The following is a 24,203-nucleotide window of genomic DNA, read 5'->3' as shown; positions in this document are numbered from 1 at the left end:
TGTTTTTAGCGCTGCTCATCGAGCTGTAGCGCAATATACAGCAGCAGACGATCGTCAAAATTACCCAAATCCAGCCCCGTCAGCTCAGAGATACGGTTCAAACGGTATTCCAGCGTATTACGGTGGATAAACAGTGCTTTCGACGTCGCCAGCGGCTGCACGTTATGACGAAACCAGGCCTGTAAGGTGCGACGCAGCAGGCCGTTGTTATCCATCGCCTTCAGGCGAACCAGCGGGCGCGCCAGCTCATTAGCCTGCCAGCCGCCGCGCAGGCTATCCAGCAGTACCGGCAGCATCAAATCCTGGTAAAAATAGCTACGGCTCTCCGGCATCCGCTGTTTACCGACCATCATGGTGGTTCTGGCGGTGCGATACGAGCGAGCAATACTGCCCGGTCCGGTAAAAAAGTTTCCCAGCGCCACGCGAAAACGCAGCTGACCGTTCTCTTTCATCCTGCTAATGAGCTGCTCGACCCGTTTGCAGTGATCTTCCGCATCCCAGCGGCCAAAGGCGTTCAGCGCGGGCTTCAGTACCACCATTTCGGTCAGCGAGACAATGGCCACCAGATTATTACGGTCCGGCGTGGTCAACGCGGTCTGGAGCTGCTGCAGCTCCGCCATCGCGCTGTCTACGCCCAGCTGGCCGCTATCCACTTCAATCATAGCCACCACGCGCGGTTGGTTGAGATCGATCCCCAGACGCTGGGCCCACTCGGTCAGCGCCGGGGTGTTCTCTTCCGCCTGAATCAGGTTCATCACCAGCTCTTCGCGCAGACGGCTATCCTGGGCCAGGAGATGCATCAGCCGCGATTGTTCCAGCATCATCTCGGCGGTCATACACACCAGTTCACCGTATTTACGCAGCGACTCCGGTTCGCCGGTCAGGCCGATAACGCCGACGATCTCCCCTTCCAGACGCAGCGGCAGGTTGATCCCCTGGCGCACGCCGTGCAGATGTCGGGCAACGGCATCATCAATATCGACAACGCGGCCCTGGGAAAGCACTAATAGCGCGCCTTCGTGCAATTCACCAATTCGCTCGCGGTCTCCGCTACCGATAATGCGCCCGCGGGCATCCATTACGTTAATATTGGTATCAATGATGCGCATCGTACGCGCCACGATATCCTGAGCCATTTTGGTATCAAGATGCCAGCCAGCCATGTAACCCTCCCGTGAGCAGGCTAACAGCATAAAAGAGTTGGCAACACGCCGCATTGTGCATTTGCACAAAGCCGGGCTAAGAAATATGGAGTTGTGGAAGATATCACAGAACGAAAAATGGAAGGGGCGGCAGAAATAAAAAAGCCCCTTTCCTCCGCAAGGAGAAAAGGGGCTTTGCGAACCGTCAGGGATTACTGCATCAGCAGATAAATCGACGTATCGCCGCGCTGGATATTCAGTGCCAGAACCGACGGTTTGGCATCAAAAATTTTGCGCAGATCGGCAATATTTTTCACCGGCTGCTGGTTCGCGCCAACGATAATATCGCCTTTCTTCAGGCCAATCTGCGCCGCCGGCGTTCCCGCTTTCACGTTACTCACCACGACGCCTTTATCCTGACCTTTGTTGCTCATTTCCGCACCTTCAATACCGTTGAAGATGGTGCTTGAGTCAACCTGGTTCTGATTGCTCTGCTGCAGCTCAACGGTCACCGTCACCGGCTTGCCGTCACGCAGCAGGCCAAGCTCGACTTTGCTGCCGATCGGCATGGTCCCCACCTGGGCACGCAGCGCGGCAAAGCTGCTGATCGATTTACCGTTCAGCGTGGTAATCACGTCGCCGGCTTTAATCCCCGCCTTAGCGGCCGCCGAGTTCGGCATCACCTGGCTGACGAACGCGCCGCGCTGAGCGTCAACTTTCATCGCTTTCGCCAGTTCGGAGTTCAGCTCGGTCCCCATGATGCCCAGCTCACCGCGCTTAACCTGGCCAAATTTGACCATCTGATCGGTCAGGTTTTTCACCATGTTGCTCGGAATAGCGAAGCCGATACCAATGTTGCCGCCGTCCGGCGCCAGAATCGCGGTGTTGATACCGATCAGCTCGCCGTTCAGGTTAACCAGCGCGCCGCCGGAGTTACCGCGGTTGATCGCCGCATCGGTCTGGATAAAGTTTTCATAGTTTTCAACGTTCAGGCCGCTACGGCCCAGGGCGGAAACGATCCCCGAGGTCACGGTTTCGCCCAGGCCAAACGGGTTACCGATCGCCACGGTGTAATCGCCGACGCGCAGGGCGTCAGAGTCCGCCAGCTTAATCGCGCTCAGGTTTTTCGGATCCTGGATTTGAATCAGCGCAATATCAGAACGCGGGTCTTTGCCGACCACTTTCGCGTCGAACTTGCGGCCATCGCTGAGCTGAACTTTGATAGTAGTCGCGTTATCCACGACGTGGTTGTTAGTCACGACATAGCCTTTAGCGGCATCAATAATCACCCCGGAACCGAGGGCCATAAATTTCTGCTGCTGGCCGCCGTCGCTACCCGGCGCACCGCCCTGCCCGCCGCCCTGACAGAACGGAGAGCTCTGGAACGGAGAACCATCCTGACAGAACGGCGAATTGTCGCCAAAGAACTGCTGGAAGTTACGCGGCATCCGCGGCGTATTAACGGTGGTGCTCCCCTCAACGTTAATGCTCACGACCGACGGCATCACTTTTTCCAGCATCGGCGCCAGGCTTGGCATCTGCTGCGCATTAGTCGCAGAAGAAGCTGTTTCCGCCGCGCTCGCAGAGAGAGGGGACAACGCCAGACCTAAACTCAGAGCCAGGGCACTCATTGCTAACGTGGTTTTTTTCATAGGTTTCAATCTCAATTTCAGATAACGAATAGTTGCTGTGTTGGTGACTATCAGAGTCATTTTATAGCGCGAAGTTCCGGAATGAAGTTTTGGTAAAAGTAAAAATTTATTGTCCGTCTTTACAAAACTCACCCTTATTCTACGGCCATCAATCGTCGATATTCATCCCATGCATACAAGTCGGTCATTCCGCTGATATAGTCCTGAATGAGACGACAGCGATAATAATATTCCATCACTGGAAACTCCGGATTATTGCGCGAAATCTTATTTACGGCTTCTATGTAAGCTAACCGATGACGAGTTGAAAGTTTCTGAAAAAGACGTGATGCAATCGGTAAACTTCGCACCCGCTCTTTTTCCACCAGCAAACTAAACTCATCCAGCGATAATTTTAACAGCGGCTGGTATATATCTAACAGACCGCTGATCACGCGATAGCCCTGCAGCTCCAGCTGCTCGACATCCGGATGGCTAAACACATGTTTTACCGCGACATTTTTATATAGTTCAAGAAGCTGGCTGCAATCACTATCGTCCTCAAGCAGCGCATGGTTAAAGTCACCGCTAAAAATCTTCGCCAGGTTATCAATAAACCGCCGCGCCGCATACGGTACCAGCCTATTGAGCGTATTAACCCGTAAATACATAAAAAACTGATCTTCAGTACTCCGGCTCAGAGAATTCGCACGCGATTTCTCCCAGGCGTTTTCGACAACCTGATTAAACAAGGAGCCTTTTTCGTGAACGCCCCAGGCTTCATAGAGATGCTGATAAAGCTGCTCTACGCTGAAGATGCGTTTTTCTACCGCATCTTCAAGGTCGGCGACGCAATATGAGATATCATCCGCGGCTTCCATAATCCACGTTAATGGGAAGCGATTGTAAGGAGCCAGATCCAGTTCTTTACGCAACCTCGCAACATAGCCCTCTTCGGCTAAATAATAACCAGGTTTTTTCATTAAATAATTGTGGCTGGCCGGCGCTTCCCCGCGCCACCATGCCGGACGCGTATATTTTAGAATACAGCCCACCTGCGCCCAGGTGAGATTCATGCGCATCAGCGTATGCACTAAGCGAATACCCTGCGCATTGCCTTCAAACCAGCATAAGTCCTGGCGAACCTTACGCCGCAGCTCATTCAGCTGGCTATCGCCTTCCTGCAGGCGCAGCGCCGCAACCACGCAGCGATCGTCGGTTAACGGCTGGCTGGCCGCATCGCCGGGGAAGAGCCGCTGGCTGAACCAATCATTAATTGCCGCCTCGCCAAAATGGCCAAATGGCGGATTGCCGATATCGTGCATCAGGCAGGCCATTTCAACAATGCTCTCGAACGGCCCGGTAAGCTCATCCAGCCCGTAGCTTTCCAGCAGCTTCTGCTCTTTCAGACGACTCAGCACCTCTTTGGCGATGTAGCGGCCCACCTGCTGAACTTCCAGAGAGTGGGTCAGCCGCGTACGCACCGCGGCATTGCGCTCCAGCGGGAAAACCTGGGTTTTTTGCTGCAGCCGGCGGATTGCCGGCGAGTTGATGATGCGTCCGCGATCGCTTTCGAAAATTCGCAGGATTTCACGCTCCGTCTCAACGCCCTGCGGTGAACGGTAGCGGCGACGCCAGTTAATCTTGTTGCGAAAATCGATCTTAGCCATGATCTCCCCGAGCGAGCAATAACGTTTCCTTCTAAGCGCATGATAGACTATGCCGCTAAAACCCACACATCGCGAGTAAATCTATGAAAATCGGTATTATTGGCGCAATGGAAGAAGAAGTTACCCTTCTGCGCGACAAAATCGACAACCGCCAGACCATCACTATCGGCGGCAGCGAAATCTACACCGGTCAGCTGCAGGGCGTTGATGTCGCTTTGTTGAAATCGGGCATTGGCAAAGTCGCCGCCGCCATGGGCGCCACCCTTCTGATGGAGCACTGCAAGCCGGATGTGATTATTAACACCGGTTCTGCGGGCGGCCTCGCGTCGACCCTGAAGGTTGGCGATATTGTCGTCTCCGACGAAACGCGCTATCACGACGCGGACGTCACCGCGTTTGGCTATGAGTATGGCCAGCTGCCGGGCTGCCCTGCCGGTTTCAAAGCCGATGATAAGCTGATTGCCGCCGCAGAGACCTGCATCAGCGCGCTGAATCTTAATGCGGTTCGCGGACTCATTGTCAGCGGCGATGCATTCATCAACGGTTCCATTGGTCTCGCCAAAATCCGCCACAACTTCCCGCAGGCCGTCGCGGTAGAAATGGAAGCCACCTCCATCGCGCACGTCTGCCACAACTATGGCGTACCGTTTGTTGTCGTTCGCGCGATCTCCGATGTTGCCGATCAGCAGTCGCATCTGAGCTTCGACGAGTTTCTCGCCGTTGCCGCGAAGCAATCCACCCTGATGGTGGAAAACCTGGTGCAGCACCTGGCTCGTGGCTAAGTCGCTCAACGCGGCGCTTGCCGTCCTGATGCTGCTTGCCCCGGCGTGGCTTTTCGCCGCGCCGCGGGTGATTACGCTATCTCCCGCCAATACTGAACTGGCGTTTGCCGCCGGTATTACGCCGGTTGGCGTCAGCAGCTATTCCGATTATCCCCCGGAAGCCGCAAAGATAGAGCAGGTCTCCAGCTGGCAGGGGATGAATCTGGAACGCATCGTCGCCCTTAAGCCCGACCTGGTGCTGGCGTGGCGCGGCGGTAACGCTGAACGCCAGGTGAATCAGCTAAGCTCGCTCGGGATAAAAGTCATCTGGGTCGAAACATCGACCATCGAAGAGATTATCGCAACGCTTCGTCAGCTGGCGCAGTGGAGCCCGCAGCCGGAAAAGGCGCGGCAGGCGGCGCAGAAAATGCAGGACGCGTACCAGGCCTTAAAAACCCGCTACGCGAGCGGGCCGAAAAAACGCGTTTTTTTACAGTTCGGCGCCAACCCTCTCTTTACCACCAGCAAAGGCTCGATTCAGGATCAGGTTCTGACGCTGTGTGGGGGAGAAAACATTTTTGCCGCCAGCCGGGTTCCCTGGCCGCAGGTGAGCCGTGAACAGGTGCTGGCAAGGCAGCCGCAGGCCATTGTCATCGCCGGCGACGCCAGTCAACTTCCCGCCGTTGAGCGCTATTGGCAGAATCAGCTAAAAATTTCTTTTATTGCGCTACATGGCGACTGGTTTGAACGCGCGAGCCCACGTATTATTCTCGCCGCAAAACAACTCTGTACTGCGCTCGAGCAGATAAAATAATCACCTGCTAACCCAGGTGCTAAAAGGCTATCCCACCAGGCGCAATTGTTGCAGCCAGTTTGGACACGGGCAGCGCTGAACACCCGGAGCGTACATGTGGTGCGTGAGGACTGTGAGCACTGCCCGGGGCCAAACTGGCAAATAAAATCGCCTAATGGGATAGACTCTAAGTGGGAACTGACGATGCTTGTCTATTGGCTGGATATCATTGGCACCGCCGTGTTTGCCATCTCCGGCGTCCTGCTGGCTGGAAAGCTGCGCATGGACCCTTTCGGCGTGCTGGTATTAGGCGTGGTGACCGCGGTGGGCGGTGGCACCATTCGCGATATGGCCCTTGCTAACGGCCCGGTATTTTGGGTTAAAGACCCTACCGATCTGGTGGTGGCGATGGTCACCAGTATGTTCACTATCCTGCTGGTACGCCAGCCGCGCCGGTTACCGAAATGGGTGCTGCCGGTGCTGGACGCCGTCGGTCTGGCGGTATTTGTCGGTATTGGCGTCAACAAAGCCTTTCTTGCCCATAGCGGACCGCTGGTGGCCGTCTGCATGGGCGTCGTCACCGGCGTCGGCGGGGGAATCATCCGCGACGTGCTGGCGCGTGAAATCCCGATGATTCTGCGTACGGAAATCTACGCGACGGCCTGCATCGTTGGTGGCATCGTGCATGCGACGGCGTACTACACCTTTCAGGTTCCGTTAGAAAACGCGGCGATGATAGGTATGGTGGTCACGCTGGTCATCAGGCTGGCGGCCATCCGCTGGCACCTGAAGCTGCCAACGTTCGCGCTTGATGAGAATGGACGGTAATAAAAGCAAAACGGTAACCTTAACGTTACCGTTTTTAGCGTTTGCTCCCTCTCGCTGTATGAGAGGGCTGGGAAGAAGAGGCTCCCGGGCGCACTATCTTTAGACGCTGAACGAGGAGCCGCAGCCGCAGGTGCTTTTCGCATTCGGGTTGGTCACGATAAAACGCGAGCCTTCCAGACCTTCGGTATAATCGACGGCGCCGCCGACCAGATACTGCAGGCTCATTGGGTCAACCACCAGGCCGACGCCCTGCTTCTCGATAGTCATATCGCCTTCGTTAACCTGATCGTCGAAGGTAAAGCCGTACTGGAAACCGCTGCAGCCACCACCGGTGATGTACACGCGCAGTTTCAGGTTCGGATTGTCTTCATCCGCAATCAGGTCTTTTACTTTAATCGCCGCGGCTTCGGTAAACTCCAGCGGCAACGCTACGTCATCACTCATTTTATGCTCCCATTGATACTTCTGACCGGTTAAAGAATAACCCGACCTTTTGAGCCATTATCCAATACCCGAGTAAATCGTTCAAGTATTCTCCCCGCCGACCGGCTGCGCCTTTGCTTCCTGTTCCGCCTTTTGTTTTGCCAGGGTGCGCTGCAGAATAGTCGAGTATAAAGGCTTACCGCCGAGGAATTGTGCCAATAGTGTTGCGCCGAGACAGGTAATAATCATTGGCAAAATGAGCTGATAGTTATCGGTCATCTCCAGCACCAGCACGATGCCGGTCAACGGCGCGCGAACCGAGGCGGCGAGCAGCGCCCCCATCCCGGCGATGGCAAAGGTGCCGGCATCCAGATGATAGGCCGGAAATAGAGGCGTCGCCGCCATGCCAAACGCCGTGCCCAGCAGCGTCCCCAGCGCCAGCATCGGCGCAAAGATACCGCCGGGCGCGCCGGAAGAGAAGCAAAGCAGCGTGGTAATCACCCGCGCGATAAAAATAAACAGCAGCAGGCCGACGGAAAAATTGCCCGCCGCGGCGATGGGAATCAGGTTAAACCCGCCGCCGGACGCCGCCGGCTGAATCAGGCCCAGCACGCCGCAGCTTCCGCCGATCAGGCCGCCAATCAGCACCCATTTTTTAATGTTGCCGCCGTGGAGCCGCTGGAACATATCCTGGGTGCGCAGCACCAGCGTATTAAACAGCGGGCCAACACAGCCAAAAATCATCCCGAGGATCAAATACAGCCACAGGGTGTTGACCGGCGCATTGCTGAGCTTACCGACCTCGATAACCGCTTTATCGCCGTTGAAGATACGGAAAACGATGGTGGCCATAATGACGCCGGTAAACACGGCTTTAATGGAGATCAGGTTGTAGCGAAACTGCGGGCGCATCTCTTCAATAATAAACAGAATCCCGGCCAGCGGCGCGTTAAAGGCGGCGGAGAGCCCCGCCGCGGCGCCGGTTGCCAGCAGCGTATGGCGCGCTTCCGGACTGCGCATGCGAAAAACGTCCACCACCATGCGCCCAAGATTGCCCCCAAGCTGCACCATCGGCCCTTCGCGCCCCAGCACCATGCCCGCACCCAGCGTCCCCATGCCGCCGATAAACTTCACCGGCAGTACGCGCCACCAGCGAACGGGACGCAGCTCCTCCAGCGCGCCTTCAATTTCCGGGATCCCGGAGCCGCCCGCTTCCGGCGCAAAACGACGGACGAGAAAATAGCCCACCATCGCCAGCAAAGCGGAGAGGATAAAGGCCAGCGGCCAGACCAGAAACCAGTGGTCCGCCACCTCTACCAGCGCGCCTAAGCGCAGGTTCTGCACCCAGTTGACGCTTTTTTCAAACGCGACGCCGATCAGCCCCGCCAGCGTGCCGACAACGGCCGCCATTAATAACACCGCCAGCGGCGTTTTATCACGCTGAATCAACCGACGCACGGCATCGCTGCGGCGAACGCGTACGAACTGATGTGCTGAAGAAGAGGGGTTTTCTGCTTTCATGCCATTATCAATAATAAGTAATACAAATAGAAAGAAGGTCATTCTAGCCAACCGGACAGGCTCCGTCGTCAAAAAAATGCGCCGTGACCCCATTGTTTCAATTGGGCAAAACTTTCATAACCTTCCTGGAATAACTTAGAATAGTCGACAAAACATTTTTCACGAACCAGGACCCTGGCAATGAGCAAATCTGAAAATCTGTATAACGCTGCGCGTGAACTTATTCCCGGCGGTGTGAACTCTCCGGTACGTGCGTTCACCGGCGTCGGCGGTACGCCGCTGTTTATCGAGCGCGCCGACGGCGCTTACCTTTACGACGTTGATGGTAAAGCGTATATCGATTATGTCGGCTCCTGGGGCCCAATGGTGCTGGGTCATAACCATCCGGCCATCCGCAACGCGGTCATTGAAGCCGCCGAACGCGGCCTGAGCTTTGGCGCGCCGACGGAGATGGAAGTTAAAATGGCGGCGCTGGTCACCGAGCTGGTCCCGACCATGGATATGGTCCGCATGGTGAACTCCGGTACCGAAGCCACCATGAGCGCCATTCGCCTGGCCCGCGGCTTCACCGGCCGTGACAAAATTATCAAGTTCGAAGGCTGCTACCACGGCCACGCCGACTGCCTGCTGGTAAAAGCCGGCTCAGGCGCGCTGACGCTCGGCCAGCCGAACTCGCCGGGCGTGCCGGCGGACTTCGCCAAACACACCCTGACCTGCACCTATAACGATCTGTCCTCGGTTCGCGCCGCGTTCGAACAGTATCCGCAGGATATCGCCTGCATCATCGTTGAGCCGGTAGCCGGTAATATGAACTGCATCCCGCCGCAGCCGGAATTTCTGCCGGGCCTGCGCGCGCTGTGCGACGAGTTCGGCGCGCTGCTGATTATTGATGAAGTCATGACCGGCTTCCGCGTGGCGCTGGCCGGCGCGCAGGATTACTACGGCGTTGTGCCGGATCTGACCTGCCTTGGCAAAATCATCGGCGGCGGTATGCCGGTTGGCGCATTCGGCGGTCGTCGTGAGGTGATGGATGCCCTGGCGCCGACCGGCCCGGTTTACCAGGCAGGCACCCTCTCCGGCAACCCCATCGCGATGGCGGCAGGTTTCGCTTGCCTGAGCGAAGTGGCGCAGCCCGGCGTGCACGAGACGCTAACCGAGCTCACTAACCAGCTGGCCCAGGGCCTGCTGGACGCCGCGCGCGATGCCGGTATTCCGCTGGTGGTGAATAACGTCGGCGGCATGTTCGGCATTTTCTTTACCGATGCGCCAACCGTGACCTGCTACCAGGACGTGGTCAAATGCGATGTCGAGCGGTTTAAACGCTTCTTCCACCTGATGCTGGAAGAGGGCGTCTACCTGGCGCCGTCGGCGTTTGAAGCGGGCTTTATGTCCATCGCCCATAGCGAAGAAGATATCGACAACACCGTCGCCGCCGCGCGCAACGCCTTCGCGAAGCTGTAACTCTGATTGCCGGGGCTGAGCAGCCCCGGCAATACCTCTCCGACGCGCTGTACTCTTTGAAAATCAATAAGCGGTTTATAACATCGCGACGCCCGCCGGGCATCGCGATGGTGAAACGCTACCGGCTCTGCTTTCTCAACAGATAGATAAAGTACGGCGCGCCGATAAACGTCGACAGCAATCCTGCCGGGATTTGGTACGGGAACATCAGCATCCGGCCGCACCAGTCGGCAAACACCAGCAGCACTCCGCCAATCAGGCCGGAGATCGCCATATGCGGCATCGTACGCCGGAATCCCATCATACGCGCAATATGCGGCGCCATTAACCCCACGAAGCTGAGCGGGCCAATCGTTAGGGTTGCGGCCGCGGTCAGACATGCCGCCAGCAGCAGCAGCCCGATACGTGACGGCGTCAGCGCCATCCCGACCGCCCTCGCCGCCTCGCCGCCCAGCGGCAGAATCGTCAACCAGCGTCGGCAAAGCGGCGTCAGCGCCAGCAGAATAAGCATCACCGCGCCGCTGCGCATCACGAGCTCCGGCGTGGCGCTGTAGGTTGAGCCGGAAATCCACGTCAGGATCTGCGCCATTCGCGGATCGCCGCTGGCCTGCAGCATCATCAGCAGCATGGTAAACGCCGTGCTCAGCGCCATCCCCGCCAGCAGCATGCGATGCGGCGAGAACCCGCCGCGTCCGGCGGCAATCAGAATGACCAGCAGCGTCGCCGCCGCGCCGAGGCTACCGGCGGGCAGCAGCCAGCCAAAGGCATTTCCCGGCACGAAGAACAGCATCATCACCACGCCAAACGCCGCGCCCGAGCTGATCCCAAGCACTTCCGGACTGGCCATCGGATTACCGGTTAAGCGCTGGATAATGCAGCCCGCCACCGCCAGCATCACGCCAGCGAACAGCGCCGCCAGAATGCGCGGCCAGCGCCAGGGCATTAGCTCATCCAGTAGCGTACCGCTGGCCCAGTGCCAGCCCTGCGCGTCGCGGCCGAAAGCCAGCGCCGCGACGATGGCCAGCAGCAGAATCGCCAGCCCGCCCAGCGCGAACCACAGCACATGTTGCCGTTCAGCCAGCACGCTATCGCCACCGTTCATCACCGGCGCGCTAATGCTGCGCAGGCGCGGCAGCAGCCATAGCAGCAGCGGCGCGCCAATCAGCGCGGTCACCGAACCGGTGGAGATCTCCATCCACACCCGGGCTAGCCAGAGGATAACCTGATCGGAGAGCCACAGCAGCAGCGCGCCAATCAGGGCCGCCAGCAGCAGGCGCGAGAGCAGGCGACGCGCGCCCAGCATCTTCGCCAGCAGCGGCGCGAACAGGCCGATAAAGCCAATAATCCCCACCGCATTCACCAACAGGGCGCTAATGATAATCGCCAGGGTCAACGCCCCCAGCCGCGCCAGCGAGAGCGCCAGTCCGAGGTTGCGCGCCACGCCGTCGTCCAGCCCCATCAGGGTCAGCGGACGCAGCAGCAGTAGCGTTAAAATCGCTCCGCCCAGCAGCTGCGGCCACAGCCGCTGCACCACGCTCCAGTCGGTCTGCGTCAGGGTGCCGGTACTCCACAGGAACATACTTTGCAGCTGGTCATGATGGAAGATCGCCATCAGTTGATTAAGCGCGCCGCAGTAGAGACTCACCACCAATCCTGCCAGAATCAACGTCACCGGCGAGAGGCGTTTGCCCCACGACACGCCAAACACCAGCACGCCGACAATGCACGCCCCGGCCAGCGCGGCGAACTGCGACGCCATCACGCCAGGGATCGCCCACAGCGTGGTGACCGTCATGCCCAGCTGCGCCCCGGTCGCCACGCCGAGCGTCGTCGGCTCCGCCAGCGGGTTACGTAGCACCTGCTGGAACAGCACGCCCACCAGCCCCAGCCCGGCGCCGACCAGCAGCGATATCGCCAGCCGCGGCAGCAGGCTGTAGTGGAACAGCATCTGAGCGATATTATCGATATTCGGCTGCCAAAGCGCCTGCCCCCATTCGCTTCGCGGCAGCGCCACGTTGAGGTTGAACAGCGTCAGCGCAGCAGCGACGAGAAGGAGCGTCAACAGCAGTGATGTCGCCAAAGGCGAAATTCGCGATCTCATGCCGGGCCTCCCTGAGCGTCGGCCAGCACGCGGGCAAAATGCATCGCCGATAGCGTCGCGCCATAGAACCACACCGCCGGGACGCGCTGAAAACGCCCTGCGCGAACAAACGGCATCGCTCGCCACAGCGGCGTCGCCATAAGCTGCGCCATCTCCCGCGCATTGCCGTGGTCGAAGCAGATAACGTCGGCGTCTCTGTAGGCCGCCAGCCGGTCAATACCGACGGTGACGCTACCCCAGAAGGTGGTTTCGCCCTGCCAGGCATTTTTGATGGCAAAGCGGTCGAGCACCTCCTGGAACAGGCAGTTTTGCGCAAAAACCAGCACGTGACGGCTATCAAGCAGAGTAATCATCAGCAGCGGACGATCGCCGCGGCGGGCAAAGCGCGGTCGCAGGCTCTCCATCAGCGCGTCAAATTCCGCCAGATGGCGCTTCGCTTCCCGCTGCCTGCCGATCAGATCAGCCATTTCGCCAAGCGACTGCTGAGCCATCATCAGCGGGCGCTTGCCGTCGCTGAAGGTGAATCCTCGTCCGGGCGCAATACGCGCCAGCTTTTCCGCCGACGGGCCGTATCCCGCCGACCAGACCAGAAACGACGGCTTCATCTGCGTCAGCAGCTCCAGATTGGGCTCGGTACGCAGCCCGACGTCAATCACCGAATCAGGTAGCGCCGGTTCATTGACCCACAGCCGGTAGTTAGGGATATCTGCAACGCCGTAGGGCGTGACGCCCAGCGCCAGCAGCAGCTCTACCGGCAGCCATTCGAGCGCGACAATACGCTGCGGATCCACTTCCGCCGCCCGCGCGCCGCGCATCTGCCACAGCAGCGGAGACAGCGCCATTGCGGTCAGCAGGCGCCGCCGCGAGATGAATGTGAGGTTTTCCATCAATAGACAAAACTTACCGGCGCTGCGCCAGCCGGATGCGGCAGGATCCCCATCGGGATGCCGTAAATTTGTTCCAGGGTTTCGCTGCGCATCAGCTCCGCGGGCGTTCCCTGAGCGATCATCTCACCGCCGCGCAGCGCAACCAGATAGTCGCAGTAGCGCGCCGCCATATTGATATCATGCAGTACGGCGATCACCGTCAGCCCGCGCTGCTGGCTGAGGCGATGGACCAGCGCCAGCACATCCACCTGGTGGGCGATATCCAGCGCCGAGGTCGGTTCATCGAGCAGCAGGCAGCGGCTATCCTGAGCCACCAGCATGGCAATCCACGCGCGCTGGCGTTCACCGCCGGAGAGGCTGTCCACCAGCCGGTGGGCCAGCGGTTTTAGGCCTACCAGCGCAATCGCCTCTTCCACTTTCTCCCGATCCGCCGCGCCAAAACGCCCCAGCGCTCCGTGCCACGGGTAGCGGCCGATCGCCACCAGCTCACGCACCGTCATGCCTTCCGCCGGTGGCAGCTGCTGCGGCAGATAAGCCACTTTGCGGGCAAAGGCTTTACTGCCCCAGCTGTCGAGCGGCTGACCGTCGAGCAAAACCTCCCCGTCCGAGGGCGCCTGATGGCGGCCAAGCATTTTCAGCAGCGTCGATTTGCCGGAGCCGTTATGGCCAATCAGGCCCGTGACTTTTCCCGCCGGGAAGGTTAACGACAGAGGATGCAGCAGCGTTCTGCCGGGCACGCGGAAGGTCACGCGGTCCAGTGAAAACGTCGTATCGGAGTGCGGAGTGATTTCCTGCATAACGGAACCTGGTCAGAGGCGCGGCGAACCGCGCCCGTTAAGTGGTTAGAAACGGAAAGTCGCGGTCGCCACAACCTGGCGCTCAGCGCCCCAGTAGCATGCGTACTCGCTATAGCAGCTGGAAACGTATTCGCGATCGAACAGGTTGTTGACGTTGACCCCGATCGACGAACCCGGCAGACCAAAGCGCGCTAAATCATATTTCACGGTGGCATCCATTAACGCGTAGCCCGCGACGTTGAAGGCGTCATCTTTTTTCCCCGTCGAAGTATCGTTTTTGTAATAGCTTACCGTTGAACCGACATAGCGCGCCCCGGCACCCACCGTCAGGCCGCTCAGCGCGGTTTCGTGGAAGGTGTAGTCGGCCCACAGCGACGCCATGTTGCGCGGCACTTCCGCCGGACGCTTGCCGTTAAAGGTGGTGTCATGCTGGTATTGGGCGTCGGTATAGGTATAGGAAGCCGTCACGTTGACGTTGGCGTTAACCGCCGCCTTCGCCTCCAGCTCAATCCCGCGAGAGCGGATTTCGCCCGTCTGGATGCTGAACGAGGCGTTGTTCGGATCCGCCGTCAGGTTTTTATCTTTGGTCAGCTGATATACCGCGGCGGTCAGCACGACCGGCATATCCTTCGGTACGTACTTCACCCCGGCTTCATACTGTTCGCCGTGGGAAGCATCGAAGGGTTTACCATCCCGCGACGATCCGGAAACCGGCTCAAAAGACTGGCTGTAGCTGAAGTATGGCGAGATACCATTATCAAACAGATAGTTAATACCGCCGCGCCAGGTGAACTGCTGATCGTGATTTTTGGCGAGGGTATTCGCAGGGCGCGTCAGGGTTGAAGCCATTGCATAGTCGTAGCGGCCCCCCAGCGTCATCACCCACTTATCCCACGCCATCTGATCCTGGGCATAGAGACCGGTCTGCTCCATACGGTTCAGCACTGAATAGGGGAAGTTAACGCTAACGTTTGCATTGCCGTACTGCGGATTCTGCATGTCAAGCGCGGAAGCCGTCCCGTAATCGGCGTTCACATCATTGCGCATGCGCGAATAATCCACGCCGGTTAACAGAGTGTGCCCTACCGCGCCGGTAGCGAAATCAGACTGCAGCTGAGTATCAACGGTAAACGTATTAAGGTTCTCATCAGAGCGAACATACGCACGGTTGATTTTGCCTGTCGGCGTATATCCGTTGCCGTAGACCGAACGATAGAGGGTATGGACGTTGGCATAACGCAGGTTCTGACGTACGGTGAAAGTATCATCAAACTGATGCGAGAAGCTGTAGCCCACCATCTGCTGACGGCGGGACATCTTATTATCCGCCTCGCCTTCGTTAAAGTCCGTCGGCAGCTTATGCGCCTTACCGTTGGCGTCGTAATACGGCACCACCGTCCCTTCACGCGGCAGCCAGCCGTAATATCCGGCATACGGATCGCTCTGGAAATTACTCAGGAAAGTGAAGTCCGTTTTGTCATCCGGACGCCAGCTAAAGGAGGGGGCGACCGCGTAACGGGTAGACTTCGCCATTTGCTGCTGGGCGTCCTGGCTGCGGCCCAAACCGGTCAGACGATAAGACCACACGCCGTCATCATCAATGGCGTCGCTGAAATCAAATCCCGTCTGCCACAGATTATCGGTGCCCATTTTAAACTGGATTTCTTTCAGCGGCTCAGTGGTCGGACGCTTGCTGACCATGCTGACGATACCGCCAGGGTTGCTGTTGCCGTACAGCACCGACGTTGGCCCGCGCATCACCTCAACACGTTCGAGGAAATAAGGGTCCATCGATACTTCGGAATAGTTATTACCCTGCAGCTTCATCCCATCCAGATACTGGTTGGTATTCACCGTTGTCGACGTGGTGAAACCACGAATCGTCACCACATCATAGGTGGTTGAGCTGCCGCGAGTCGAGAATACGCCCGGCGTATAGGCCAGCGCTTCTTTCACCGTCGTCGGCTGCTTCATCTCCATTTCCTGACGGGTCACCACGGAAATAGACTGCGGCGTTTTTTCGATGGGGGTATCGGTTTTTGTTGCGGTAGCCGAATGTTTCGCCGCGATGGTCGCTGCCGGTCCCCAGGCGCTCTCCTGCGGGGCCGGAGCGGCGGTGACGGTAATGGTTTCTTCTTTCGGTTCAACTGCCGCCTGTGCATAAACAGACATGCCGCTAACCGCCGTGGCTACTACAACTGCGATTTTACGCAGCGAGTGATTTGGCTGAGCAGTTTTAAGACGCGCCATGGGTATATCTCTAATAGAAGTGAATGATAACGTAAACGAGAATTATTATTATAACGGGTGACATAATAGGCGAAACGCGCGCGGCAAGGCAAGAAATATGCCCCCTGTGAGCGATCAAAGGATGAATAAATAACCAGACGGTAAGTGTGGGGTTAAACGGCTGTTAATTAAATGACAGAGATAAAAAGGCCCTCTACTACCGGGGTAGTAGAGGGCCTATATTTCCGCCTCCATTCAACCGACACAGCGCCGGTTTACAGGATGCAGCGGCGGGTTAATTGCTGCCGAACATATCCTTAATCCAGCCCGCTACGCCATCGCTCTTCTCCTGCTTCGGCGGTTGCTGCTGCTGATTTTGCTGCTGCGGCTGCTGCCCGGACTGATTGAACGGGTTATTCGCCTGCTGCTGCTCAAGCTGCTGCTGTTGGATCTGTTCGCCCTGGCGGCACAGCGCGTCCGGCGTGGTCGTCCATACCGGCAGCGAGCGCATGCCGCCGCTGCAGACAAAGTTACCGCTGCCATCGACGCCCATATCCACCACGTCTTCAGGCGGAGTCAGCACCAGCGGCGTCGGCGTCTGGTTAGCCAGGTAGCGCTGATAAATTGACATCGCGCCGCTGGCGCCGTACAGCTTGGTCGGCTGGTTATTATCGCGACCCACCCAGGTAATGGTCACCTGACCGCCGTCAATACCGGCAAACCAGGTATCAACGTTGTTGTTGGTGGTCCCGGTTTTACCCGCCAGATGCAGGCCCGGATACTTCGCGCCCAGCTGGCGACCGGTACCGCGCTGCACCACCTGCTGCATGGTCCATAGCGTCATATACGCCGCCTGCGCCGGCACCGCGCGTTCCGCCTGCGGATAGCTCTGATAGAGCACGGTACCATCTTCAGCGATAACGGAACGCAGCGCGGACAGCGGTGCGCGGTTACCCCCGCTGGCAATGGTCTGGAACGCCTGCGCCACTTCAATCGGCGTCAGGTTCAGCGCCCCCAGCAGCATAGACGGCACGGCGTTCAGCTGATTCTTCGGCGCGCCCAGCTTAGTCCAGGTATCGACCACCGCCGGCAGACCCAGCGCCATCCCAAGGTTCACCGTCGGCACGTTCATTGAACGCGTCAGCGCGTCAACCAGCATCACTTTACCGCTATCGCTGTAGCGACGATCGTCGTTCTGCGGCGACCACGTCTGGCCGTTAGACAGGCGAATCGAGATAGGCGCATCGGCAATCCAGGTATTGAGACGATACTGGTTCGGCTGGCTTAGCGCGGTCAGATAGGTCGCCGGTTTTGCCAGTGAACCAATTGAACGGCGCGCCTGCATCGCGCGGTTATAGCCGGCAAACTGCGGCTCCGCGCCGCCGACCATCGCCCGCACCTCGCCGGTGAAGCGGTCGACCACCACCATCGCGGTTTCCAGATCCGGCAGCTTACGCTGTTTCTTCAGCGCCGGAATACCTTCCGTCGCCGCTTTTTCCGCCGCGTCCTGCGCGACCGAGTCGAAGGTGGTAAAGATCTTCACGCCGGAGAGATCTTTCACTTTGTCGCCCAGCTTCGCCTGCAGCTCCTGGCGTACCATCTGCATAAACGCCGGCTGCGGAGAGATCACCCCGCCGCGCGGCTGTACGCCCAGCGGACGCGCACTCAGCATGTCATACAGTTCCTGATCGATAACCTGCTGCTGCTGCAGCAGACGCAGCACGAGGTTGCGTCGCTCCAGCGCCAGCTTCGGGTTACGCCACGGGTTGTAGACCGACGCGCCTTTTACCATCCCCACCAGCAGCGCCTGCTGATCGAGGCTCAGCTCTTCCACCGGACGACCAAAGTAATAGAGGCTCGCCAGCGGGAAGCCGCGGATCTCGTTATCGCCGCTCTGACCGAGGTACACCTCGTTCATGTACAGCTCAAGGATACGATCCTTGCTGTAGCGGGCATCGACGATTAGCGCCATATAAGCTTCATTAATCTTGCGCCAGTACGAACGTTCGCTGGAGAGGAACAGGTTTTTCACCAGCTGCTGGGTCAGCGTACTCGCGCCCTGCACCGTACGCCCGGCGGTCAGGTTCGCCAGCACCGCGCGGCCAATCGAGTAGAGGCTGATGCCGTCGTGTTCGTAGAAATGACGATCTTCCGTCGCCAGCAGGGTATCGACCAGCAGATCCGGGAAGCCGTTGCGCTTAACAAACAGACGCTGTTCGCCGTTGGCCGATTGCAGCATGGTGATCAGGCGCGGATCGAGACGGAAGAAACCGAACTGGCGGTTGTTATCCATATTCTCGATAGTGTCCAGACGATCGCCATTAAAGGTCAGACGTGCGCGCACCTGCCCTTCTTTACTGTCCGGGAAATCGAACGGACGGCGGATCATCTCGATACTGTTGGCCTGTACCGTGTATTCGCCCGGGCGCGTCATCGCGCTCACCTGGCGATACTGCGTGGCGTTGAGCAGGCGCACCATTTCGTTTTTGCTGATCTGCATATCCGGCTCAAGGTTGACCATCCGGCCATAAACCGCCGCGGGCAGATCCCAGACTTTACCGTCGATGCGGCTGCGGATTTTCTGATCGAGGTAGACGCCATAGGCGGCAATCAACACCGCACAGACGACCCCAATCTTAATCAGCAGCCATAGCCAGGCGCGTTTACGACGAGGGGGTTTACCGCCTTTGCCTTTTCCTTTCCGCGGCATCGGTTTTTCATCCTCATAGTCATCATCATAATCGTCGTCGTAGTCCTCTTCCCGGACCCGACGGCGAGTTACCTTTTGTTTTGCCGGGCGCGAGGGTCTCCCCTTACGTCCGATCGGCTCGCGGTCATCTCCCGCCATGCTTTTTCTCCGCAACTTACAGGCGTAAAGGCCTGATTCTCAATGTTTCCCCGATTGGGGGAAAGAAGAAATCTCTCAAATTGACGCCCGACCGTTTTGGCTTTCAGGCGACCATTTATGAACTGCGCGACGCGTTATCATGTCGCTCGCATGATTTTCACTTTAAAAATTCACCATACAAATCACATTGTTACCGGCTTCATCGACAGAATAGTTCGGGACACGGTACTTGTTGTCCAGGCGATACAGGATAGCACTAAACCGCGACATTCTTAACCAGCATTTTACATGCTCATCAGGTAACAAAAGGGAAATTATTATGTTTTTTAACAACATAAACATGTCCGTCCGTATCCTTCTACATGCCGCCAAAAGAAAGCGGAACGGCAACACCGGAAAATAGTATTTCCGCCATAAAAGAAAAATCATGCAGGTGAAAGAAAAACAAATTTAAAAGACGACAATGATAAAAAAGCGAGCCGCTTAACATTGATAATTTGGCAGATTTTCTGATGACTACGGACAAATATTTGTTAAACTGTCAGCCAATTAATTTTTCCGATTAATATATTATGCGCAACTTTATTCTATTCCCGCTTATGGCGGTCGCCCTGCTCTCAGGCTGTCAGCAAAATCGTTCGACAACTCTCAGTCCTGCCGTGAGCGGTCAGGCCCAGCTTGAGCAGCTTGCCTCCGTCGCCGCCGGGGCGCGCTATCTGAAGAATAAATGCAACCGCAGCGATCTGCCCGCCGATGAAGCGATTAATCGTGCGGCAATAAACGTGGGTAAAAAACGCGGATGGGCGAATATTGACGATAATCTGCTAAGTCAGCGCAGCACGCAGCTATATCAACAGCTCCAGCAGGACAGTACCCCGGAAGCCACAAAATGCAGCCAGTTTAATCGCCAGCTGGCGCCATTTATTGATAGCCTGCGCGGCAATAAATAGCGCTTATTTTTATTCCGCTCGCACTATTTTATTCAGCCTGCGGACTCTCCTCAATCGCCCCGCCCGGCCAGTCATCCAGCGCCGCGAGGGTAAACGTTTTACCGTTGAAGCTAAATACGGTGAGATCCTGCTGAATCTGCTCAATAACCAGGTTCGGCAGCGGCGAGTCGCCCTCCTTCCAGGACTGTCCGTTTAATACAATGCTGCGTTTCTCCGCCAGCGAGGCGTAGACGTGCGCGCTATAGCGCAGAGGCGGCAGAGTATCTTCATCGATCGCTATTTCTGGTTCAGCCTTCATTTCTGGCTCGGCTTTAACCGCCGTCACGGCAGTTTTGACCGCCGGTTGATTCAGCGGCACTAACGCCGCATGCGCTACTGGCTGGCTCATCGGCTGCGGCTCGGGCTTATTCCGCCACTGCTCGCCGCCGAACCAGCCGAGCGCAATCAGCAGCGCGGCGTACAGCGGTACGGTCACATAGGGGATCTGCACCATTTTTCCAACTACCGTCGGGGGCGCGGACTGCGGGTACGGCTCTTGCTGACGAACAAGCACGGGCTTCTCCTTAATCAAGACACGCCATCCCGGCCCGTGGTTATGACGCCGCGGGCCGGGAGGTTCAGGTCTTACTTGCTGCTGACCGGCAGCCCGGCGCCCTGGGCATCGCCCTGCGGCATTTCCAGCACCGCCACCGACCATGCCGGCAGCGTGACCGTGCCATCAGCGGCAATCTGCACGCCGTTTGCCAGCGAATTTTCACCCGCCGCCTGCTGGATCGCGCTTAGCTGCAGCGTTTCACCGGCAAACTCATTTAGCGTACGGCTTTCCGGCGCGGCGTTAATCGCCACCACCAGGCCGTCAAGACGGCTATCCAGGCTGGCGCCCGCTTTCACTCCGTCATCCACGGTCATAACCAGCAGACCGGCCTGCTGGTCTGAACCGGTATTACGGAAATCAACGCGCTTCATCACCGCGCTGCCGTCGCCTAAGGTGAACAGCGGGGAGGATTTACGCAGCTCGGTCAGCTCCTGGTAGAACGCGGTCATCTGCTTCAGCTCCGCTTCGCCCGGAGTGGCAACCATCTCTTTGACGCGAGTAATCACGTCATAGTTGCTGCCGTCATCGCTGATGCGTGGCATCCCAACGTTGTAGTTGTTATCCTGCAGGGAATAATCCACGCGGTTGAACCAGTCGCCGGAGTCGTAGGAGTCGCGGGTAAAGGATTTCGAGCGCAGCAGTTCAGAACCCTGCTGGTCGAAAGCGATCCCCTGCCCGAGCATCACCGTCGCCAGCGAAACGGCCTGCATGCGAACGCGGGTCGCCAGGTCGGCTTCCTGGGACGCTTTATAGCTGATCATGTCCCACAGCGTCTGGTTGTCGTGCTTCGAAACATAGTTGACGACCTCCGTCGGGTCTGCGGCATAGCCGCCAGGCGCGCCGTTATAGTCAATTTCGCTGCCTTTCTTCACCGCGCCGTCTTTGTCGATCATCACAAAGTCAGCGAGGTTACCGGCCATGCCCAGACGGGTCAGATCGGCCAGATGACGCACCTGGTCATCGCTCAGGCTGGCGAGTTCGTTTGGCAACACGCCCGCGCCGCTGCCGACGCCCTGGTTCTGACGCAGAGCATCGCCGGAATCGAACGGGCCGCCGCCGCGCACGGAGTCGCGCAGGCGATCGGAGAACGTGCCGATGCCGGTACCTTTCAGGTTGATCTGCGAGGCGATTTCAAAACGGTCGCTCTGGTTAGAGTCCCAGCCTTCGCCGAAGAAGTAGATATCCGGGTTCAGGGCCTTAATGCGCTCCCACGCCGACAGAATTTGCGCTTTCGGGTGATAGCCCATCAGATCGAAGCGGAAGCCATCGATTTTATAGTCCGTGGTCCACACCGCCAGCGAGTCGGCGATCAGCTTGGCGAACATCCGATGCTCCGGCGCAGAGTCGGAACAGCAGGTGGCGGATTCAACGCTGCCGGTAATTTCATTCAGACGCTGATAGTACCAGGGTACTATCTTATCCAGCACCGACGTGCGGTCGGTCGGGCCCGCGGCGTTGGTGTGGTTGTATACCACGTCCATAATGACGTTCATCCCCAGATCCTGCTTGATCGCCTGAATCATGGTGCGGAACTCTTTGATGCGCGTCGTGCCTTCCGGATCGGTCGCGTAGGAGCCTTCCGGAACCGTGTAGTGGAACGGATCGTAGCCCCAGTTGTAGGAGTCGGTCTGCGCCACCAGCGTATTCAGCGCCTGCACCTGCGGATTATCCTGGCTATCGCTCTGCTTAAGCTGATTCAGCACCTCTTCCACGGCGGAGCCGCTGTCGCAGTATCCGGCGAACTCGCTGCTTTTCACCGCGCTGTTCACTTCGCACAGGCGGCTGAACGGCTGCTGAATATCGGCGACTTTGTCGCTGAACTCGTTCACCGTCGCCAGATCGAAGACCGGCAGCAGTTCAACGTGCGTGACGCCTGAAGCGGAGAGCTTCTTCAGATGCTGCACCATATTGCTGTCGCCGGCGGTTAACGCAAGATATTTACCGCGCAGTTCGGCAGGAACGGTCTGGTCCCAGGCGGAGAGATCGCGAATATGCGATTCATGAATCGTCATCTTCGCTAAATCCGCTTTTGTCTTCTGGGCATGCGGCATCGTCAGGCTATCCCAGCCGTCAGGCTTCAGGGCGCTGTCGTTGAGATCGACCACCTGGCTGTACTCCGAGTTGGTCGACAGGCTATGCGCATACGGGTCGGTGACTTCGTACTGTTCAACCTTGCGCGATTGCGGGTGATAAACCGTCATCGCATAGCGGTAGAACGCGCCTTTCAGATCGCTACCGCCCTGCCACGACCACGCGCCGGAAGCGCTGTCGCGGGTCATCGGATGGCTGCCAATCACTTTTTTGTCCGCGCTGTAGACCACCACATCCACCTGCTGAGCGGTCGGCGCCCAGACGCGGAAGGTAACGCCACCGTCGGCCAGCTGCGCGCCGTAGCTCAGGGCTTCCGCCGCTTCGGCATAGGTATCATCCAGCACGCCCGCCGTCTGTACCTGGGTGGCGGAAATCAGGATCCCGTCCTCTGCGGCGGCAATGGCGACCGTTTCTCCCTGCAGCAGCTCGTCAACGTTGGCGTTGTCCGGCAGCTTAAAGGCCGCATAGCTGGAAAGGTGCGGGAAGCGCATGCTGACCTGCTGGCTGACGGTAGTCGGCGTCAGTTTCAGATAGCGGTCGGTAAATTTGCCTTCGCCGTCGGCCGCCACTTTACTGCTGTGGCTGTAGTAGAGGCGCACGAGGGGCTTATCCTGCCCCCCGGCCACAGCAGCGTATTTTTATCGACCCAGTGGGCTTCGGCCAGCGCGACGCCAAAAGCGGCGCGGAAGGCGTCGGCGCGGGAGTCATAGACCGCGCTGTTGCCGGCGATCACCGATACCGTACGATCGGTAAAGTCGCCAAACGACACCCGCAGGTCGCTATCGATCAGCTTATCGGTGCCGTCGCGAACGATAACGTTAATACAGCCGCTCTCTTTGTTGAGCGGGATCACCCAGTACGGGCCATATTTATCGCTGCCGCTCGGCGTGGTGCTGACGTCATTCCAGTCCGCTACCGGCGCGCTCAGCGCGTCGCAGGTTTCGTTGTTCCATAAGTAGAGGTTTTTACTGCTGTAGTCCGCAGCGCTACTGCTGGTGATGCCGGCGATATCCACCAGGTGAATGACCGCCTGCTTTTCTGTCGCCGTGGCCGCTTCGCCGGGTACGGCAACGTCAGGTAAACGTACAACCACATCCTGATTACCAGGAGTGTCGGGATTTCCAGAGGAAGAAGAAGAGGATCCGTTATCGCAGCCGCTAAGTAAAACCAGCGATCCCAGAACCAGGGCATTACGGGTATATCTGAGCATTCGATAGTCCCTATACATGCTGATTAAATTATATGAAGTGTTATATACGCGAAACTATTCCTGGCGCACTTAAGCACCATAAAAAAAATAACGAGCATATCTTTAAAGCGCCGATAATTAGATATTCTTGCTCTCTCCGGTTCAATCATCCATTCGCTCATTACGTGGGGGCGTAGGCGGCCGGAGGAGAAAAAATAAAAAGGGAATGACGACCGCAATAGCCAAACTCTTTATGATTCGCAGCGACCTACGCAGATTCCCGCAA

16 protein-coding genes and 1 pseudogene are annotated in these 24,203 nt (G+C 57.9%); 5 read left to right on the top strand and 12 right to left on the bottom strand.

Annotated elements, in window-relative coordinates:
* Positions 1 to 5: 5 nt before the first annotated feature.
* The 3 genes from cdaR to dgt form a co-directional block, all read right to left on the bottom strand.
* Positions 6 to 1,163 (bottom strand): DNA-binding transcriptional regulator CdaR, encoded by a 1,158-nt coding sequence (cdaR, locus tag CDA56_RS06200; protein ID WP_004098741.1) that lies wholly within the window; start codon positions 1,161 to 1,163, stop codon positions 6 to 8.
* 191 nt (positions 1,164 to 1,354) lie between these two features.
* Positions 1,355 to 2,794: a serine endoprotease DegP gene (gene degP / locus CDA56_RS06195; RefSeq protein WP_004098740.1), complete on the bottom strand. Its 1,440-nt coding sequence runs from the start codon at positions 2,792 to 2,794 to the stop codon at positions 1,355 to 1,357.
* 134 nt (positions 2,795 to 2,928) lie between these two features.
* Positions 2,929 to 4,443, bottom strand: coding sequence for a dGTPase (gene dgt, locus CDA56_RS06190; protein WP_014227994.1), 1,515 nt, complete (start codon positions 4,441 to 4,443; stop codon positions 2,929 to 2,931).
* An 83-nt stretch (positions 4,444 to 4,526) separates the two neighbouring features.
* Between dgt and mtnN the strand changes: the two genes are divergently transcribed.
* The 3 genes from mtnN to CDA56_RS06170 all read left to right on the top strand — a co-directional run bounded on the left by mtnN (position 4,527) and on the right by CDA56_RS06170 (position 6,825).
* Positions 4,527 to 5,225 (top strand): 5'-methylthioadenosine/S-adenosylhomocysteine nucleosidase, encoded by a 699-nt coding sequence (mtnN, locus tag CDA56_RS06185; protein WP_102803163.1) that lies wholly within the window; start codon positions 4,527 to 4,529, stop codon positions 5,223 to 5,225.
* The gene (gene btuF / locus CDA56_RS06180) at positions 5,218 to 6,018 is read left to right on the top strand and encodes a vitamin B12 ABC transporter substrate-binding protein BtuF (protein ID WP_025107381.1); all 801 of its coding nucleotides are present in this window, start codon (positions 5,218 to 5,220) and stop codon (positions 6,016 to 6,018) included. Before mtnN ends, btuF begins: the two co-directional genes overlap by 8 nt.
* A gap of 183 nt (positions 6,019 to 6,201) precedes the next feature.
* Positions 6,202 to 6,825, top strand: a complete 624-nt coding sequence (locus tag CDA56_RS06170) for a TRIC cation channel family protein (RefSeq protein WP_009654554.1) — start codon at positions 6,202 to 6,204, stop codon at positions 6,823 to 6,825.
* Positions 6,826 to 6,924: 99 nt separating this feature from the next.
* Here the strand turns inward: CDA56_RS06170 and erpA are convergent, their stop codons facing one another.
* The gene (gene erpA / locus CDA56_RS06165) at positions 6,925 to 7,269 is read right to left on the bottom strand and encodes an iron-sulfur cluster insertion protein ErpA (RefSeq protein WP_004098733.1); all 345 of its coding nucleotides are present in this window, start codon (positions 7,267 to 7,269) and stop codon (positions 6,925 to 6,927) included.
* An 81-nt stretch (positions 7,270 to 7,350) separates the two neighbouring features.
* Positions 7,351 to 8,769 (bottom strand): H(+)/Cl(-) exchange transporter ClcA, encoded by a 1,419-nt coding sequence (clcA, locus tag CDA56_RS06160; RefSeq protein ID WP_102803167.1) that lies wholly within the window; start codon positions 8,767 to 8,769, stop codon positions 7,351 to 7,353.
* Positions 8,770 to 8,949: 180 nt separating this feature from the next.
* On the opposite strand from clcA, the gene hemL reads away from it, so the two are divergent.
* Complete coding sequence (gene hemL, locus CDA56_RS06155) at positions 8,950 to 10,230, top strand: glutamate-1-semialdehyde 2,1-aminomutase (RefSeq protein WP_046877771.1); 1,281 nt, start codon at positions 8,950 to 8,952, stop codon at positions 10,228 to 10,230.
* 118 nt (positions 10,231 to 10,348) lie between these two features.
* Here the strand turns inward: hemL and fhuB are convergent, their stop codons facing one another.
* The 5 genes from fhuB to mrcB form a co-directional block, all read right to left on the bottom strand.
* A complete protein-coding gene (fhuB, locus tag CDA56_RS06150; protein WP_102803161.1) occupies positions 10,349 to 12,331 on the bottom strand; it encodes a Fe(3+)-hydroxamate ABC transporter permease FhuB in 1,983 nt (660 codons plus the stop codon).
* A complete protein-coding gene (gene fhuD / locus CDA56_RS06145) occupies positions 12,328 to 13,218 on the bottom strand; it encodes a Fe(3+)-hydroxamate ABC transporter substrate-binding protein FhuD (RefSeq protein WP_102803160.1) in 891 nt (296 codons plus the stop codon). Before fhuD ends, fhuB begins: the two co-directional genes overlap by 4 nt.
* Entirely contained in the window at positions 13,218 to 14,015 is a 798-nt protein-coding gene (fhuC, locus tag CDA56_RS06140) for a Fe3+-hydroxamate ABC transporter ATP-binding protein FhuC (RefSeq protein WP_004098728.1), read from the bottom strand. The genes fhuD and fhuC overlap by 1 nt, the downstream gene beginning before the upstream one ends.
* A 45-nt stretch (positions 14,016 to 14,060) precedes the next feature.
* The gene (gene fhuA / locus CDA56_RS06135) at positions 14,061 to 16,265 is read right to left on the bottom strand and encodes a ferrichrome porin FhuA (RefSeq protein WP_049082182.1); all 2,205 of its coding nucleotides are present in this window, start codon (positions 16,263 to 16,265) and stop codon (positions 14,061 to 14,063) included.
* A gap of 274 nt (positions 16,266 to 16,539) precedes the next feature.
* A complete protein-coding gene (gene mrcB / locus CDA56_RS06130) occupies positions 16,540 to 19,092 on the bottom strand; it encodes a bifunctional glycosyl transferase/transpeptidase (protein ID WP_046877774.1) in 2,553 nt (850 codons plus the stop codon).
* Between the two features lie 572 nt (positions 19,093 to 19,664).
* On the opposite strand from mrcB, the gene pulS reads away from it, so the two are divergent.
* A complete protein-coding gene (gene pulS, locus CDA56_RS06120) occupies positions 19,665 to 20,042 on the top strand; it encodes a GspS family T2SS pilot lipoprotein variant PulS (protein ID WP_025107373.1) in 378 nt (125 codons plus the stop codon).
* Between the two features lie 28 nt (positions 20,043 to 20,070).
* On the opposite strand, the gene gspB is transcribed toward pulS, so the two are convergent.
* Positions 20,071 to 20,595 carry a type II secretion system assembly factor GspB gene (gene gspB, locus CDA56_RS06115; protein WP_048262345.1) on the bottom strand — a complete coding sequence of 175 codons (525 nt, stop codon included), beginning with the start codon at positions 20,593 to 20,595 and terminating at the stop codon, positions 20,071 to 20,073.
* Positions 20,596 to 20,666: 71 nt separating this feature from the next.
* Positions 20,667 to 23,938: pseudogene (pulA, locus tag CDA56_RS06110) on the bottom strand (pullulanase-type alpha-1,6-glucosidase).
* Positions 23,939 to 24,203: the final 265 nt, after the last annotated feature.

The sequence above is a fragment of the Klebsiella michiganensis genome (assembly GCF_002925905.1).
Lineage (GTDB): Bacteria > Pseudomonadota > Gammaproteobacteria > Enterobacterales > Enterobacteriaceae > Klebsiella > Klebsiella michiganensis.
Note: the sequence above shows the minus strand (reverse complement) of the source record. Positions and strands in the feature narration are given on the sequence as shown.